This window comes from Bradyrhizobium sp. CCBAU 45389, assembly GCF_028128625.1.
Taxonomy (GTDB): domain Bacteria; phylum Pseudomonadota; class Alphaproteobacteria; order Rhizobiales; family Xanthobacteraceae; genus Bradyrhizobium; species Bradyrhizobium liaoningense_B.
The window spans coordinates 586621-601893 of the sequence record NZ_LBIY01000097.1; the positions used below are offsets into that span (position 1 = coordinate 586621).

Below are 15273 nucleotides of genomic sequence, written 5' to 3' on the forward strand. Positions count from 1 at the left end.
ACCTTAACAAGCGGCAGTCGTGGACGCCATGCGCAGGGATGCGGCACAGCATCCCGCGCAAAGCCACGCGCGATGTCGCGATTGTGGGCTGGATCACAGACGATAAATGTCGCCGCGCGTCATCATGAAGAACGGCGCGCTGCGATTTGCATTACCTGTCACGCATTTCACTTGACCGCAGACGCGGCCAACTCGAAGATATTCGTCAGGGTGTTGAGGATCGCTATGCTCTTGCAAGCTAGCCAAGGCCAGTCAGGCTCGGCGCATGTAGTCGTGCTCGGAAATGAGAAGGGCGGCTCCGGCAAATCGACCACCGCCTTGCACATCGCCGTTGCGCTACTCAAGGCCGGTCAGCGCGTCGCCACCATCGACCTCGATTGCCGCCAGCAAAGCTTCACCCACTACATCGACAACCGCGCCGCCTGGGCCCGCCGCACCAAGCTCGACCTCGAGCTGCCGGTGCATCGCTGCATCAAGCTCGGCGAGACCATGCAGATTGCCGACAACGAGAACTCCGAGTTCCAGCAGTTCATGGAGGCGGTCTCGGCGGTCGAGAGCAGCTTCGACTTCATCGTCATCGATACGCCCGGCACCGACAGCTACCTGATGCGGCTCGCCCATTCGATGGCCGACACGCTGGTCACGCCGATCAACGACAGCTTCCTCGACTTCGACGTGCTCGGCACCGTCGATCCCGCCAACTACGCGGTGACGGGCGAGAGCCACTATGCCGAGATGGTGCGGGACGTCAGGCGCAAGCGCCGCCAGCTCGACGGGTCGACCACCGACTGGATCGTGGTGCGCAACCGTCTGTCCATGCTCGGCTCCCGCAACAAGCAGCTCGTTGCCGAGGGCCTGAAGGATTTGTCGCTGCGGCTCGGCTTCCGCTATGTCGACGGCTTCGCCGAGCGCGTCGTCTACCGCGAATTCTTCCCGCGCGGCCTGACCGCCCTCGACGAGATCGACGAGGCCACGCTCGGCATGCGGCCCAATCTCGGCCATCTCACCGCGCGGGAGGAGGTGACGAGCCTGCTCCGCCAGCTCAAGCTGCCGCTCGACGAGCGCGGTCGACGACGTGCGGCAAATCGCGCCGAATGGTTCAGTCAGGTCGACAAGCCGCTCGAGGTTCACGACATCCTCGGCGCCTGAGGCGGTATATCGCTACTTCCGGTCCATCTAGAGGTCGGTTCCTGCCCGGAACCAAGCTGGCGCTCGGCCGTTTCACCGCATGTTTACTGCGAAATTGAACCCCATCGCGCCCGGTTGCGTCGGATGGGGACCCGCACCCTGACGTAGCGGTATGAGAATGGGGTGCCCAAGAAACGAGTGCGCCGCACAATGAAAGGGCTGGCGGTTCACAATATTTAGCCTTCCTGTCACGCTGCTGTGACATATATTAGGGAATAGGCGACCAGGGGCCGAAGAGCCTCGGAAGAACACGATTTTCAACAGGGATTCAGGCCGCAAAAGCCTGAGGCTGAGGACGAAAATGAAGCGTGGAATTGCCGTTCTGGTTTCGGTCAGTGCCCTCTGCGGCATCGCCTATTTCACGGCGAGCAAGTGGGCCATCAAGCACGAGACCATCACCTTCTACGACGCTTCGCGCGACAACCGTCCTGTGCCTGTCGATATCGCGGTGCGCCGCGACAAGGAAATGCAGGCCAATGCCGGCATGATCACGCTGCCGGTCGCCGTGATCAATCACGGCAACACCGTCAAGAACACCGAGTACGGCTTCCTCGCCAACATCTTCGCTGCGCGCGGCTACATGGTCGTCAGCCCGCAGCATGACCTGCCGACCGATCCTCCGATGGTGACCAAGCCCGGCGAGCTCTATGTCGGCCGGCTGCCGCAGATACTGCGGGGCGTCGCCAACATCCACCTCGCCATGCAGGAGATGAAGAAGGTTCTGCCCAACGCCGACTACGACAAGGTGACGATGGTCGGCCACTCCATGGGCGGCGACATCACCATGTATTTCGCCAAGCAGTATCCGGACGAGGTCAAGAAGGTCGTCACGCTCGACAATCTGCGCGTGCCCTTCGTCACCGCCGGCAAGTTCAAGATCCTGTCGTTCCGCTCCACCGATCCGCAGTTCAAGGCCGATGCGGGCGTGATCCCGACGGACGAGGAGTGCGAGAAGGCTGGCATCCAGGTCGTGAAGACTGAATTCCAGCACAACGACATGCGCGACACCGGCCCTGATGCGGCCAAGAACTCGATCCAGGGCATGCTCGACAAGTTCCTGAGCGCGACGGACAGCGAGGTTGCGCCGGTCGACACGCAGTCGTCCCCGCCCAAGATCCTCGAGCCCGGTCCGGTCGCCCTGATGGCACCCGCCAAGAGCTGACGTCTCTCTCGTAGGCAGGCACGATCTTCAAAGCCCCCGCTGGCCCTCCGCCGGGCGGGGGCTTTGCACATTGACCGGGCTGCCTGCGCTCGCCACATTAATCGCCCACGCTTGGTTGAGCAGCGATGTCGGGCGAACCCATCAAGCCGCGCGGTGACGCCGTTTCGACGAAGGCCGGCGGAGTGCCGCAGGCCGGCACGTCGACGTCGGAGGACATTGCCGCCTTCGTCGCCCAGGCACGTGCGCTGTCGCCGCATGCGCCCGGTGCGAAGGGGCGGCTGATCTTCGCGCTGGATGCGACGATGAGCCGGCAGCCGACCTGGGACATGGCCTGCGCGCTTCAGGCCGACATGTTTCGCGAAACCGCGGCGCTCGGCAGTCTCGACATCCGCCTAGTCTACTATCGCGGTTTCAACGAGTGCCGCGCCTCGCGCTGGATCTCCGACAGCGCCAAGCTGGCGACGCTGATGAGCAAGATCGATTGCCGCGGCGGCGACACCCAGATCGGCAAGGTATTGAGCGAGGCACGGCGCGAGGCGGTCGCATCCGGTGTGCGCGCCGTCGTCTTCGTCGGCGATGCCATGGAGGAGAAGGTCGACGAGCTCTGTGCCAAGGCCGGCGAGCTCGGCATGCTCAAGGTGCCCGTGTTCGTGTTTCAGGAAGGCCATGATGCCGTGGCCGAGCAGGCCTTCCGCGAGATCGCGCGCCTGACCGGCGGTGCCTGGTGCCGGTTTGATCCCGGTGCTGCGGCGCAGCTGCGAGAGCTGTTGCGCGCAGCTGCGGCCTACGCTGCCGGCGGCCGTGAGGCACTGCTCCAGCTGGCAAAGACCGCGAACGGCGCGGCGATGTTGATCGGCCAGATGAAGTAGCGCTCAGGCTGGCCTTCGTCGGCGAACGCCATGCATTTTGGCGCAAGGCCGACTATATTCCGGTCATGACCCTGATCGCCGGCGCCGTCGCCGTTATCACGCTTTATCTGCTGCTTCAGATGTTCCGTTCCGCCAATCCGGCGGTGCTGGCGCGCACCATCAAATTCGGCGGCGGCGTGCTGGCGCTGGCGGTCGCGGCCTTCACGGGCTTGCGGGGCGAGCTGGCGGTTGCGATCCCGCTCGGAATTTTCGGCGCCGGACTGCTCGGCTGGACGCCATTGGCGAACGCCGGCTTCGGCAATATCGGCGGGCTGTTTGGGGGCGGCGCTGCGCCTGCGTCCGGGCAGGCCTCGCGCGTGCGCTCGCAATTCCTCGACATGCGGCTCGACCACGATTCCGGCCAGCTCGGAGGCCGGATCGTCGCCGGTCCGCACGCCGGGCGCGATCTCGACGAGTTCGATCTCGCGGGCCTCTTGGCGATGGTCCCGGCGTTCGACGCCGAGAGCGTGGCCTTACTTGAAAGCTATCTGGACCGCCGGTTTCCCGCTTGGCGTCAGAACGCGCAGGGCGATGCGGCAGGGCGGCAGCGCCGCACGGCGGCGAGTGGCAAAATGACGGCGGAGGAAGCCTATCAGATCCTTGGCCTGCAGCCGGGAGCGGGGCGTGACGACATCAGCCGGGCCCACAAATCCCTGATGAAGAAACTCCATCCCGACCAGGGGGGCTCGACGTATCTCGCTGCCCGGGTAAACGAGGCCAAGGATACTCTGCTTCGCACGCATAACGGCTAACTCCGGCACCACGCTACAAACGCCCGTACCGCGTGAGCTCCGTTGCTCTGTCTGTCGTCGCCCCGATGCCCGCCATTGTCGGCGTGGTCGATCCGTTGAGTAAAAATTTAACCGTAAATCGTTGACGAGAGGTTGTCGCGGAACTGGCCTCGCCGCATCCCCAAAACAAAAATGCCCGCGCAAGGCGCGGGCATTTCGATTGGAGCGGTGCAGACGATCAGTTGCGGACCGTAATGCAGGAGATGTCGGCGCGCTTCAGGGCGCGGCAGACGGCTTCGGCCTGGTCGCGCTCGAGCCCGGCGAAGCGGGCGCGGTAGAGCTTGCGATTGTCCTTGGCGACGACCGGCTCGGTAAACGGATCGGCCTTGCTGAGCAGGCCGCGGGCCGAGTTGCGCGCAGCATCGATGCGCTGCTGGGCTTCGTTCTCGCTCTCGAGCGCGCCGACCTGGACGATCCAGCCGCTGTGGACGGCCGGCTTGGTGGTGGCGCTCATCTGGATCGGCTGCGGCGCCGGATCGGCGGACGCAAGCTTCGGAGCGGCCGGGGCGGGCACGGTCGCGGTTGAGGCCGGCAGCACGCCGAGGATACCGTTACCGGTGCCGAAGCCGGCCGGCTGACGCGGCAGCTCGGTACGGGCGACGTCGGCCTTCGGCGCTTCGGGCTGGCTTTGGGGCTCGGGCTTGTTGATCAGATCGGCGCGGGCGACGACGGCCCCGGAAGTTTCCGCGACGTCGGAGCGGGAGGCGATCGTGCTCGTGACTTGCGGTGCGACCGGAGCCGGGGCGGCAGAGGCGACCTTGACGGCGCCGGCCTTGACCTGGACGGTCTTGACCCGGACCGGCTTCATCGGTTCGGACGAGCCGGGGATGATGGAGAGCGGCTGGCTCGAGATCACGCCATTGGTGAGCGGCGCTGGCTCGATCTTGGATTCAGTTGGCCGAACCTCGGGCTTGCTGGCCTCAGGCTTGGGCGGAGCCGGCGGCACCGCGGCCGTCGCCGCGGCAAGCGTCGACAGGCGTGCAGCAAGACGCGACTGGGCGGGTTCGGGAGCAGGGGCGGCGGCCTGGACCTGCGGAGCGGGGCGGGCCGGCGTGTCCGAGGCGTCCGCGACCTCGGCAGAGGCGTCAGCGCCATTGCGCTCGGTGACTGCGGCGACGGTGTGCGTGGTCGCGCCCTTCTCGATGTTCTCCGCCAGCAGGTTGCGCATGATGGCGTCGCGCGAGCCGCCGCTGCGGCCGCCCAGCACCACGCCGATCAGGTGGCGGTTGCCGCGGCGCATCGAGGTGACGAGGTTGAAGCCGGAGGCGCGGGTGTAGCCGGTCTTGATGCCGTCCACGCCTTCCACGCTGCCGAGCAGGTGATTGTGGTTGCGGATCGACTGGCCGCGCCAGTTGAACGTCGAGGTGGCGAAATAGCGATAGTAGCGCGGGAAGCGCTCCTGGATGGCGCGGCCGAGCGTGGCCTGGTCGCGCGCGGTCGTGACCTGCTCGTCGTTGGGAAGGCCGTTGGCATTGCGGTAGACCGTCCGGGACATGCCGAGCGAGCGCGCCTTTCGCGTCATCATCTGGGCGAAGTCGTCTTCATCTCCGGCGATCGCCTCCGCGATGACCACGGCGGCGTCGTTGGCGGAGCGGGTGACGAGACCCTTGATGGCGTCCTCGACCCGGATGGTCTGGCCGGCACGCAGGTTCAGCTTGGTCGGATCCTGGTCGGCGGCGTGCTGGGACACCGGCATCTCGGTGTCGAGCTTCATCTTGCCGGACTCGAGACGCTCGAACAGCAGATAGAGCGTCATGATCTTGGTGAGCGAGGCGGGGTGGCGGATACCGTCGGGGCTGTTCGACTGGAGCACCGCGCCGGAATTGCCGTCGACGATGATGGACGCGAATTTCGGGCTGGAGCTCTCGGACACATCGCGCTGCACCCGGTGGTGCGCGTAATGGCGCCGATGGCGCCGCGCCTCGGCAGCATCGGTGGTGAAGATGACTGCGGTGGTGACCGTAAGAAGCCCGAAAACGCCAACCCGCGCCAAGGGCGAGGAAGACAAGTTTTTACGAAGCATGGAACCCCGTCCCCGTTTCTGACTTGATCACCGGCCCGTGAGGCGAAATTGTGCCCATCGGGCCCGGGATCATTACCTGCTCAGGCTGTCCCTCCGCGGGTGTTCGCTGCGGGGGACGTTGGGCCTGAGCCGCTGTTCTGGCTAAGGTGATGTTCTCAAACGGCTTTGGCCGATTGCAGAAGCTGAACACGTCCAGGGAATCAGGGTAGGGGCCCGCGGTTTCCAAAAGCTTAAGGAACCCTTGCGGGAAACCCCGGGAATCTCCGCGATTTGCATCTAGTTTTTGTGCGTCGCACAAGATTCTTGACTTTATTGTGCGTTGCACTAATTATGGGCACAGTCAGGGAGCCGGGGCTTCCCGACGAGAGCCAGGGAAAAGGATTCCGAAATGTTCAAGGTTGAAGACTTTCAGAACTACGGGAAAGAGCACTTCGAGCAGTGCGTTGCCTCCGCGACCTCCGTGCAGCACGGCCTCCAGGCGATCGCCAGCGCCTATGGCGACTACACCAAGAAGTCGTTCGAAGACACCAAGTCCTTCGTCGAGAAGCTTTCCGGCGTGAAGTCGCTGGACAAGGCCATGGAAGCCCAGACCGACTTCGCCCGTTCCGCCTACGAGACCTTCGTCGCGGAATCGCAGAAGATCGCCGGCCTCTACAACGACCTCGCCAAGCAGGCGTTCAAGCCGGTCGAGACCATCGTGTCGAAGTTCACCCCGGCCGCCAACTAAGCTTTCCCGGATATCCTGGAAGTAAAAGCCCGGCTGCACAGCCGGGCTTTTTGTTTGTCGCGACGGGTTCGTCTCGGCGCACCAGCGTGTTCGGACGAACTTGATGGTGCTGCTCGCGCAAGATTAGCTGCCGGTGTTCACCTGCACGAAGATTATGATGCTCGCGGGTCCCGGCGTTTCGCACAGCTTCTTCCTTGCCCGATTTTGCGCCACGCGATTCAAACGGCAGCTCGACTGGACCGTAGAAGTCCGGAGATGATCCCGCGCGAAACCGTCGCAGCTCAATGCCCGGCCGGTTCCTGATCAATATGTTCTAACCAGGCGGCGCGGAAATTTTTGTCAAACGGGTCCGGATTGATTAACCTCGGTCAGGATCGTCCGGATCGGGAATCGGGACCGTCGCGGCCGCATAGGCCGGACCTTTGCACGCTTGCGGCGAGCCGGGGGCGGGCCCATATTGTTGACGACCGATACGGCTTGGACCGGACCGGTTGGAAGCGGCGATCCAACGAGGCGGCGCGCCTGTGCGAAGCTCCGAAGGCTGGGCTTTGCGGCGGACCGTCATACGCTTCCGTGGGGAATTTGAACGCCTGAGCCATGCCGCAACTGTTGTCCAGACTCGACCTGTCCGCGGCTACCGCCGCCCTCGCTCCCCGGATGAGCAATGACGAGAACCGTTCGGGCAGTCCGACGGGTCCGAACACCTCTGTCATCACCAAGGTCAAGCCGAAGACCAAGCGACCGAACCTGTACCGCGTGCTGATCCTGAACGACGATTACACGCCGATGGAATTCGTCGTCCACGTGCTGGAGAAGTTCTTCCAGAAGGACGTCGAGGCGGCGACCAAGATCATGCTGCACGTTCACCATCACGGTATCGGGGAGTGCGGCGTGTTCACCTACGAGATTGCCGAGACCAAGGTGACGCAGGTGATGGACTTCGCCCGCAAGCACCAGCATCCGCTGCAATGCGTGATGGAAAAGAAGTAAGTCGCCTTACGGCGCGTCTTGAGGCCGGCTCTCGTATCTGTCGCAATGTGATTGTCGCGTGATACCTGCGCGCGACGTCTGTTGCGGCCGGCAGGATTTGAGGAATTCTGCACCGGCGCCGGTCCCGCCCAAATCGGAACGGGTTTTGCATTGAAAATAGCCCAGGTGGCTAGCGGCGGAGTCGCGGAACCGGTCTTTCGCCGCGATCTTGTATAACTATATGTGACAAAGGTTGTTGTTGCCTGACCGGGCGATCACGACCATGATGGTGGGGGCCATAGAGGACGCGAATGCCGACTTTTTCCCAAAGCCTTGAACAATCCCTGCATCGTGCGCTGGCGATCGCAAACGAGCGTCATCACCAATACGCGACGCTCGAGCATCTCTTGCTCTCTCTGATCGACGACTCCGATGCAGCCGCGGTCATGCGCGCCTGTAGCGTCGATCTCGACAAGCTCCGCACGAGCCTCGTCAATTATCTTGAGACCGAATTCGAGAACCTGGTGACGGATGGCGCCGATGACGCCAAGCCGACCGCCGGTTTCCAGCGCGTGATCCAGCGCGCGGTGATCCATGTGCAGTCGTCGGGTCGCGAAGAGGTGACCGGCGCCAACGTGTTGATCGCGATCTTCGCCGAACGCGAGAGTCATGCCGCTTACTTCCTGCAAGAGCAGGACATGACGCGCTATGACGCGGTCAACTACATCAGCCACGGCATCGCCAAGCGGCCGGGTGTCTCCGAAGCGCGCCCCGTCCGCGGCGTCGACGAGGAGACCGAGACCAAGGGCAGCGAGGACGCCAAGAAGAAGGGCGAGGCGCTCGAGACCTATTGCGTCAATCTCAACAAGAAGGCGCGCGACGGCAAGATCGACCCGGTGATCGGACGCAATTCCGAGATCAACCGCGCGATCCAGGTGCTGTGCCGCCGGCAGAAGAACAATCCGCTGTTCGTCGGTGAAGCCGGCGTCGGCAAGACCGCGATCGCCGAAGGCCTCGCCAAGCGCATCGTCGACAGCGAGGTGCCGGAAGTTCTGGCGGCCGCGACCGTGTTCTCGCTGGACATGGGCACGCTGCTTGCCGGCACGCGCTATCGCGGCGATTTCGAGGAGCGCTTGAAGCAGGTGCTGAAGGAGCTCGAGGCGCATCCGAACGCCATACTGTTCATCGACGAGATCCACACCGTGATCGGTGCGGGCGCGACGTCGGGCGGGGCGATGGATGCCTCGAACCTGCTCAAGCCGGCGCTCGCCTCGGGCACGATCCGCTGCATGGGCTCGACCACCTACAAGGAATACCGCCAGCACTTCGAGAAGGACCGCGCGTTGGTGCGGCGCTTCCAGAAGATCGACATCAACGAGCCGACCGTCGAGGACGCGATCGCGATCCTCAAGGGCCTCAAGCCGTATTTCGAGGACTATCACCGGCTGAAGTACACCAATGAGGCGATCGAGGCCGCGGTGCAGCTCTCCTCGCGCTACATCCACGACCGCAAGCTGCCCGACAAGGCGATCGACGTGATCGACGAGTCCGGTGCGGCGCAGATGCTGGTCGCCGAGAACAAGCGCAAGAAGACCATCGGCATCAAGGAGATCGAGACCACGATCGCCTCGATGGCGCGGATCCCGCCGAAGAGCGTGTCGAAGGATGATGCCGAGGTGCTCAAGCATCTCGAGCAGACCCTGAAGCGCACCGTGTTCGGCCAGGACAAGGCGATCGAATCGCTCGCCGCCTCGATCAAGCTGGCGCGTGCCGGTTTGCGCGAGCCGGAGAAGCCGATCGGCTGCTACCTGTTCTCAGGGCCCACCGGCGTCGGCAAGACCGAGGTTGCCAAGCAGCTCGCGGCGACGCTCGGCGTCGAGCTGCTGCGCTTCGACATGTCCGAATATATGGAGCGGCACACCGTGTCGCGCCTGATCGGCGCGCCTCCCGGCTATGTCGGCTTCGACCAGGGCGGCCTGCTCACCGACGGGGTCGACCAGCATCCGCATTGCGTGGTGCTGCTCGACGAGATCGAGAAGGCGCATCCCGACCTCTACAACGTGCTGCTCCAGATCATGGATCACGGCCGGCTCACCGATCACAACGGCAAGCAGGTCAACTTCCGCAACGTGATCCTGATCATGACCACGAATGCGGGCGCGGCGGATCTCGCCAAGCAGGCGTTCGGCTTCACGCGCTCGAAGCGGGAAGGCGACGACCATGAGGCGATCAACCGGCAGTTCGCGCCGGAATTCCGCAACCGTCTCGATGCCATCGTCTCGTTCAGCCATCTCAGCGTCGAGGTGATCGGCACCGTCGTCGAGAAGTTCGTGCTTCAGCTCGAGGCGCAACTCGGCGACCGCGACGTCACCATCGAGCTGTCCGAGCCTGCCAAGGCCTGGCTGGTGCAGCACGGCTATGACGAGCAGATGGGCGCGCGGCCGATGGCCCGCGTGATCCAGGAGCACATCAAGAAGCCGCTGGCCGACGAGGTGCTGTTCGGCAAGCTCAAGGGCGGCGGCCACGTCCGCGTCGTTCTCGTCAAGGACGAGGCCGACGAGACCAAGGACAAGATCGGCTTCGAGTTCGTCGAGGGCCCGGTCACGCCGAAGCAGGAAAAGCTGCCCGGCACCCGCAAGCGTCCGCCGGGCAAGTCCAACAAGCCGGGCGGCCCCGGCGGCTCGAAGGGGCCGACCTCCAAGGGTCCGCTGGTCAAGGCTTGATTGGCATATGATGAAATCGAAAAGGCCGGCTGCGAAGCCGGCCTTTTTGTTTGCATCGCAATAAGTGCGCTGAACCTTCTGGCGGCAACTACTGTTGCTCCGTGGCCTGGGGCTGCACGTCAGTAGTATCTGGAGCGGCTGCCGCTGCCTTCGGCTTGGCCTTGGATTTTTTCGAGGACTCCGCGACGGCCTTCTGCGGTGCTCCGTTGTCTTCTCCGCAGCGACGCTGCTCTGCAAGCGCGCCCAAATATTGCTGACGAGCCTGCAGTGCCTGTATCTCCGTGTCCGCTGTCCCTTGGAAGTCCATGCCGAACCAAAGTACGGGCACCACTAGGCCAGCAACACCTGCCGCGACGTTTTGGGCTACTTTTAATCCCTTGTCCGATGCAAGCTGCTGAACTTTGGCGTTGTTGGTCTGGACCTCGATGTTGATCGCGGCGCAGTCCATGTACCGATCTTGAGGCTGCACTACTGCAACCGGGGCCGGTGCACGACCTGCACAACCGGACGCAGTAGTCGCCACTGCGCAAAGCGCCACAACCTTAAAATAATTCATAAAGAATCCCCCAGCCTTGGTTGCAAAGAAGCGCAACCAGGGCGCGTGTGCAATACTCCTTGCGTGGCATCGTAAAACTACGGATTGCAGCCGGGCGGAGAGTTAATCCCCCTTCATCCGCTGCCCGTCCTGAATGCGGACATGCTCGGCGCCCCGCGCGCCCGTAGGTGCCAGGCGCAGCATGCTGAGCAGCGCGCCGCACAGGGCAAAGCCGACGCCGGCGAGCAGCGCGATCCTGGTGCCCTCCTGCGGGTAGCGGCTGAGGAACAGCGCGACCAGCGCGGCGCCGGCGGTCTGGCCGAGCAGGCGGGCGGTGCCCAGTATGCCGCTGGCGCCGACGGAGCGCTCACGCGGGGCGGCGGCGATCATGGTGCGGTTGTTCGGCGTCTGGAACAGACCGAAACCGAAGCCGGCGAGGGCCATGCGCCAGGCGATGTCGAAGGCGCCGGGCATTCCGGCAGCATCGCGAGCGAGGCGAGCCCGCGGCGCATCGGCGGCCTCGCGAAGGCCGCAGGATGTCACGGCCGACGCAAGCGGGCTTGATGCAGCTCAAGGCGGTCGCTACACCGCCGGCGGATTGCGGTCGGTGAAGGTCGTGCGCTGGTGCCAGTAGGGATAGGGCAGCGTCACCTTGCTGGCGGCGTCGAGCTTTGCGACCTGGTCCTTGGTGAGGGACCAGCCCACCGCGCCGAGATTTTCGCGCAGCTGCGTCTCGTTGCGCGCGCCGATGATCAGCGTCGAGACGGTGGGGCGCTGCAGCAGCCAGTTCAGCGCGATCTGCGACACGCTCTTGCCCGTCTCCTTTGCAACCTCGTCGATCGCGTCGACCACGCGATAGACGTGCTCGTCCGGCACGGGCGGGCCGAACTCGGCGGTCTTGGGCAGGCGGCTGACTTCCGGCTTCGGCTGGCCGCGACGGATTTTTCCCGTGAGGCGTCCCCATCCAAGCGGCGACCACACCACCGCGCCGAGACCCTGGTCGAGGCCGAGCGGCATCAGCTCCCATTCGTAGTCGCGCCCGATCAGCGAATAGTAGGTCTGGTTGGCGACGTAGCGCGGGAAGCCGTGCTTGTCGGCAACACCGAGCGACTTCATCAGATGCCAGCCCGAAAAATTCGAAACGCCGACATAACGGATCTTGCCGGCGCGCACGAGCACGTCGAGCGTTGAAAGCACTTCTTCGGGCGGCGTGAATGCATCGAAGCCATGGAGCTGGAACAGGTCGATGTAATCGGTGCCGAGCCGGCTCAGCGAACCGTCGATGGCCGCGAGCAGGTGCTGGCGTGACGAGCCGAGGTCGTTGGGACCGTCTCCGAAGCGGAAGGTTGCCTTGGTCGAGATCAGCACCTTGTCGCGGCGGCCCTTGATGGCCTCACCCAGAACGCGCTCGGACTCACCGAGCGAATAGACGTTTGCGGTATCGAACATCGACACGCCGGCCTCAAGGCAGATGTCGAGAAGGCGGCGCGCTTCGGTCGCGTCCGTCGTGCCCCACGCAGCGAGGCGGCCGACGCCGCCGAACGTGCCCGTTCCCAGGCTCAAAGCAGGCACCATGAGGCCGGACCGGCCCAAGCGTCGGTATTCCATCGACATGCTCCTCGGCTGGCCGCTGATTGATCGGTGCGGCCTTGGTGCCGAAGCTAGCGCAAGCAGGCGTGTTGTCCTACGACGCGCTCACATACCGGCCTTGCTTTGGAGCCGGCTAGTCGTGCCGAAGCATGTCATCGAATGCCGCATCGGCAATGCGCGAGCCGACTGGCTTCGTTGCGGCCCGAGCCTCGCTCCTTGCAACGGGTGAGGGAACGCAGGCGAGGTCACTATTGCGAGTCTGCTGCGGCAGCAGAGTCAAACCCCATCCCACCACGACCAGCACCGCAAGCCGGATCGCGATCACGCTAAGCAACAGCTCCGATCCGCCTATCGTCGCGTGAGTCCTCATGCGCATCAGCCTGAGGCACGCAACGTGACAAGACAATCTGGAATTGGCGAGCATTACCTTCGTCGCAAGCGAAGGCTCGCGAAGATGGCTGGTCAGTGCCGCAGCTGGCTCTGCCGGAAGTCGCGCGGGGACATCCCGAAATGCTCGCGGAAGACACGGCCGAAATGCGAGAGGTCGTTAAAACCCCAGGCAAACGCGATCTCGCTGATGTGACGGTGGGCCAGCACGGGCGAAGCGAGGTCACGCCGGCATTGGGCGAGGCGCTCCGCAAGCACGTAGCGCTGAAACGAGGTGTCCTCGTCGGCGAGGAGATCGTTCACGTAGCGCGGCGAGATGCCGAGCGCAGCTGCGGTCTCCGCCAGCGACAGATCGGGATCGGCGAGATGCGCGCGAATGTGCGCCTTGAGCCGGTAGAGCAGGGCGGAGCGATGGGTCGAGGACGGCAGCGCGGTCTTGCCGAGCCGTTCGCTCAGCACCATCGCCAGCAGATCGACGGCTTGCTCCGACAGGGCGGCCGCATTGTTCGGCGCGAGCCGGTCCGCGCTCTGGCAGAGCCTGAAGATGAAGTCGTAGGCGAGCCGCTCGAGCGGTGCGTCTGCGCCGAACGAGATCGCGGTGAGCGTCTCGGTGCCGCCGAGCCGCCGCTGCAGCATCTCGCGCGGCACCTTGAAGATGGTCTGCGTAAAACTGTTGTTGAATTTCAGCTCGTAGGGCCGCGTCGTGTCGTAGAGCGCGAACTCGCCGGGATGGATCACGGTCTCGCGGCCGTCCTGCACCACGCCGCCGTCGCCACGGTTGCCGAGTGCGATGAGCACGAAATCCTGGTCCGAGCGCGCGATGCGCGAGGGGGTGCGGAACACGTGCTGGCGGTCGGAGCAGACGTCGGAGCACACGGCTTTGCCCAGCGAGGCTTGCGTCACCGAGCCATGGAAGGCACTGCCGAGGTCGGACTTGCAGTCCAGCCCGACGAAGACGTCGCAGACGATGTCCTGCCAGAGGGCGAGCCGCCGGTAGCCGGGGCTGCCGTCCGTCGTGAACTGGATTGGCATTTTGGACAGCCTCCCTTTCACATCCCGCAAAACTGCAAATCGGCCAAATCCAGCCTGACCGCAGGCAAATCCCATACCGGGGCGGCGATCCAGTCCGGTCGAGTTTTTGTGCCGCCATGGTCGAGCGCCCGGTCGCCGGGCTCGGCCAAATAGACTGCATCGGACGAGGTCCGCGATCAACCGGCAATGGAGGCGGCCATGGGCATCGAACATCCCAAATACAAGGTGGCGGTGGTGCAGGCGGCCCCTGCCTGGCTCGACCTCGACGCTTCGATCGAGAAGTCGATCGCACTGATCAAGGAGGCGGCCGAGAAGGGCGCCAAGCTGATCGCCTTTCCGGAAGCTTTCATCCCCGGCTACCCCTGGCACATCTGGATGGACTCGCCGGCCTGGGCGATCGGCCGTGGCTTCGTGCAGCGCTATTTCGATAACTCGCTCTCGTACGACAGCCCGCAGGCCGAGCACCTGCGCGAGGCCGTGCGCAGGGCGAAGCTGACGGCGGTGATCGGCCTGTCCGAACGCGACGGCGGCAGCCTTTATCTGGCACAATGGCTGATCGGCGCCGATGGCGAAACCATCGCCAAGCGCCGCAAGCTGCGCCCGACCCATGCCGAGCGCACCGTCTACGGCGAGGGCGACGGCAGCGACCTCGCCGTGCACGCGAGACCCGACATCGGCCGCCTCGGCGCGCTGTGCTGCTGGGAGCATCTCCAGCCGCTGTCGAAATACGCGATGTACGCCCAGAACGAGCAGGTTCATGTCGCGGCCTGGCCGAGCTTTTCGCTCTACGATCCGTTCGCGCCGGCGCTCGGCGCGGAGGTCAATAACGCCGCCTCGCGCGTCTATGCGGTGGAGGGCTCATGCTTCGTGCTCGCGCCTTGCGCGACGGTGTCGCAGGCCATGATCGACGAACTCTGCGACCGGCCGGACAAGCACGCGCTGCTGCATGCCGGCGGCGGCTTTGCCGCGATCTACGGCCCCGACGGCAGCCAGATCGGCGACAAGCTCGCGCCCGACCAGGAGGGATTGCTGATTGCCGAGATCGACCTCGGCGCCATCGGCGTCGCCAAGAACGCCGCCGATCCAGCAGGCCACTATTCGCGGCCCGACGTGACGCGACTGCTGCTCAACAAGAAGCGATACCAGCGCGTCGAGCAGTTCGCACTGCCGGTGGACGCCGTCGAGCCCACGGATATTGCCGCGGCGGCGAGCTGATCGCCGCCGCGCGGAGACGGGCT

12 protein-coding genes and 1 pseudogene are annotated in these 15273 nt (G+C 64.5%); 8 read left to right on the forward strand and 5 right to left on the reverse strand.

The window, feature by feature from the left end; genetic code table 11:
* Positions 1–225: 225 nt before the first annotated feature.
* The 4 genes from XH79_RS35810 to XH79_RS35825 all read left to right on the forward strand — a co-directional run bounded on the left by XH79_RS35810 (position 226) and on the right by XH79_RS35825 (position 4010).
* Positions 226–1149 (forward strand): division plane positioning ATPase MipZ, encoded by a 924-nt coding sequence (locus tag XH79_RS35810; protein WP_271584722.1) that lies wholly within the window; start codon positions 226–228, stop codon positions 1147–1149.
* Positions 1150–1489: 340 nt separating this feature from the next.
* Positions 1490–2350 (forward strand): alpha/beta fold hydrolase, encoded by an 861-nt coding sequence (locus XH79_RS35815; protein ID WP_212335799.1) that lies wholly within the window; start codon positions 1490–1492, stop codon positions 2348–2350.
* Positions 2351–2475: 125 nt separating this feature from the next.
* Positions 2476–3219 carry a VWA domain-containing protein gene (locus tag XH79_RS35820; RefSeq protein WP_271584723.1) on the forward strand — a complete coding sequence of 248 codons (744 nt, stop codon included), beginning with the start codon at positions 2476–2478 and terminating at the stop codon, positions 3217–3219.
* 65 nt (positions 3220–3284) lie between these two features.
* Positions 3285–4010 (forward strand): DnaJ domain-containing protein, encoded by a 726-nt coding sequence (locus XH79_RS35825; RefSeq protein ID WP_212335801.1) that lies wholly within the window; start codon positions 3285–3287, stop codon positions 4008–4010.
* Between the two features lie 217 nt (positions 4011–4227).
* Here the strand turns inward: XH79_RS35825 and XH79_RS35830 are convergent, their stop codons facing one another.
* Positions 4228–6072, reverse strand: coding sequence for a serine hydrolase (locus XH79_RS35830; protein ID WP_271584724.1), 1845 nt, complete (start codon positions 6070–6072; stop codon positions 4228–4230).
* A 388-nt stretch (positions 6073–6460) separates the two neighbouring features.
* Between XH79_RS35830 and XH79_RS35835 the strand changes: the two genes are divergently transcribed.
* The 3 genes from XH79_RS35835 to clpA all read left to right on the forward strand — a co-directional run bounded on the left by XH79_RS35835 (position 6461) and on the right by clpA (position 10491).
* The gene (locus XH79_RS35835; RefSeq protein WP_018647402.1) at positions 6461–6799 is read left to right on the forward strand and encodes a phasin family protein; all 339 of its coding nucleotides are present in this window, start codon (positions 6461–6463) and stop codon (positions 6797–6799) included.
* 657 nt (positions 6800–7456) lie between these two features.
* A complete protein-coding gene (gene clpS, locus XH79_RS35840; protein ID WP_027548135.1) occupies positions 7457–7789 on the forward strand; it encodes an ATP-dependent Clp protease adapter ClpS in 333 nt (110 codons plus the stop codon).
* 290 nt (positions 7790–8079) lie between these two features.
* The gene (gene clpA, locus XH79_RS35845; protein ID WP_212335803.1) at positions 8080–10491 is read left to right on the forward strand and encodes an ATP-dependent Clp protease ATP-binding subunit ClpA; all 2412 of its coding nucleotides are present in this window, start codon (positions 8080–8082) and stop codon (positions 10489–10491) included.
* Between the two features lie 88 nt (positions 10492–10579).
* Here clpA and XH79_RS35850 read toward each other — a convergent pair whose 3' ends face one another.
* From XH79_RS35850 to XH79_RS35865, 4 genes and pseudogenes are all read right to left on the reverse strand, one after another.
* Positions 10580–10939, reverse strand: coding sequence for a hypothetical protein (locus tag XH79_RS35850; protein WP_271584725.1), 360 nt, complete (start codon positions 10937–10939; stop codon positions 10580–10582).
* A 210-nt stretch (positions 10940–11149) separates the two neighbouring features.
* Positions 11150–11529, reverse strand: a pseudogene (locus XH79_RS35855) (MFS transporter); the annotation flags it as partial.
* Positions 11530–11608: 79 nt separating this feature from the next.
* The gene (locus XH79_RS35860; protein WP_212335805.1) at positions 11609–12634 is read right to left on the reverse strand and encodes an aldo/keto reductase; all 1026 of its coding nucleotides are present in this window, start codon (positions 12632–12634) and stop codon (positions 11609–11611) included.
* A 444-nt stretch (positions 12635–13078) separates the two neighbouring features.
* Positions 13079–14035 (reverse strand): helix-turn-helix domain-containing protein, encoded by a 957-nt coding sequence (locus XH79_RS35865; RefSeq protein WP_271584726.1) that lies wholly within the window; start codon positions 14033–14035, stop codon positions 13079–13081.
* A gap of 198 nt (positions 14036–14233) precedes the next feature.
* On the opposite strand from XH79_RS35865, the gene XH79_RS35870 reads away from it, so the two are divergent.
* A complete protein-coding gene (locus XH79_RS35870; RefSeq protein ID WP_271584727.1) occupies positions 14234–15250 on the forward strand; it encodes a carbon-nitrogen hydrolase family protein in 1017 nt (338 codons plus the stop codon).
* Positions 15251–15273 lie beyond the last annotated feature (23 nt).

Excerpts from the sequence above, each read along its gene's own strand:
- XH79_RS35870 (WP_271584727.1), top strand. The coding sequence starts at position 14,234 with ATGGGCATCGAACATCCCAAATACAAGGTGGCGGTGGTGCAGGCGGCC.
- XH79_RS35835 (WP_018647402.1), top strand. The coding sequence starts at position 6,461 with ATGTTCAAGGTTGAAGACTTTCAGAACTACGGGAAAGAGCACTTCGAG.
- XH79_RS35865 (WP_271584726.1), bottom strand. The coding sequence starts at position 14,035 with ATGCCAATCCAGTTCACGACGGACGGCAGCCCCGGCTACCGGCGGCTC.
- clpS (WP_027548135.1), top strand. The coding sequence starts at position 7,457 with ATGAGCAATGACGAGAACCGTTCGGGCAGTCCGACGGGTCCGAACACC.
- XH79_RS35815 (WP_212335799.1), top strand. The coding sequence starts at position 1,490 with ATGAAGCGTGGAATTGCCGTTCTGGTTTCGGTCAGTGCCCTCTGCGGC.
- XH79_RS35820 (WP_271584723.1), top strand. The coding sequence starts at position 2,476 with ATGTCGGGCGAACCCATCAAGCCGCGCGGTGACGCCGTTTCGACGAAG.
- XH79_RS35830 (WP_271584724.1), bottom strand. The coding sequence starts at position 6,072 with ATGCTTCGTAAAAACTTGTCTTCCTCGCCCTTGGCGCGGGTTGGCGTT.
- XH79_RS35825 (WP_212335801.1), top strand. The coding sequence starts at position 3,285 with ATGACCCTGATCGCCGGCGCCGTCGCCGTTATCACGCTTTATCTGCTG.
- XH79_RS35860 (WP_212335805.1), bottom strand. The coding sequence starts at position 12,634 with ATGGAATACCGACGCTTGGGCCGGTCCGGCCTCATGGTGCCTGCTTTG.
- XH79_RS35810 (WP_271584722.1), top strand. The coding sequence starts at position 226 with ATGCTCTTGCAAGCTAGCCAAGGCCAGTCAGGCTCGGCGCATGTAGTC.
- clpA (WP_212335803.1), top strand. The coding sequence starts at position 8,080 with ATGCCGACTTTTTCCCAAAGCCTTGAACAATCCCTGCATCGTGCGCTG.
- XH79_RS35850 (WP_271584725.1), bottom strand. The coding sequence starts at position 10,939 with ATGGACTGCGCCGCGATCAACATCGAGGTCCAGACCAACAACGCCAAA.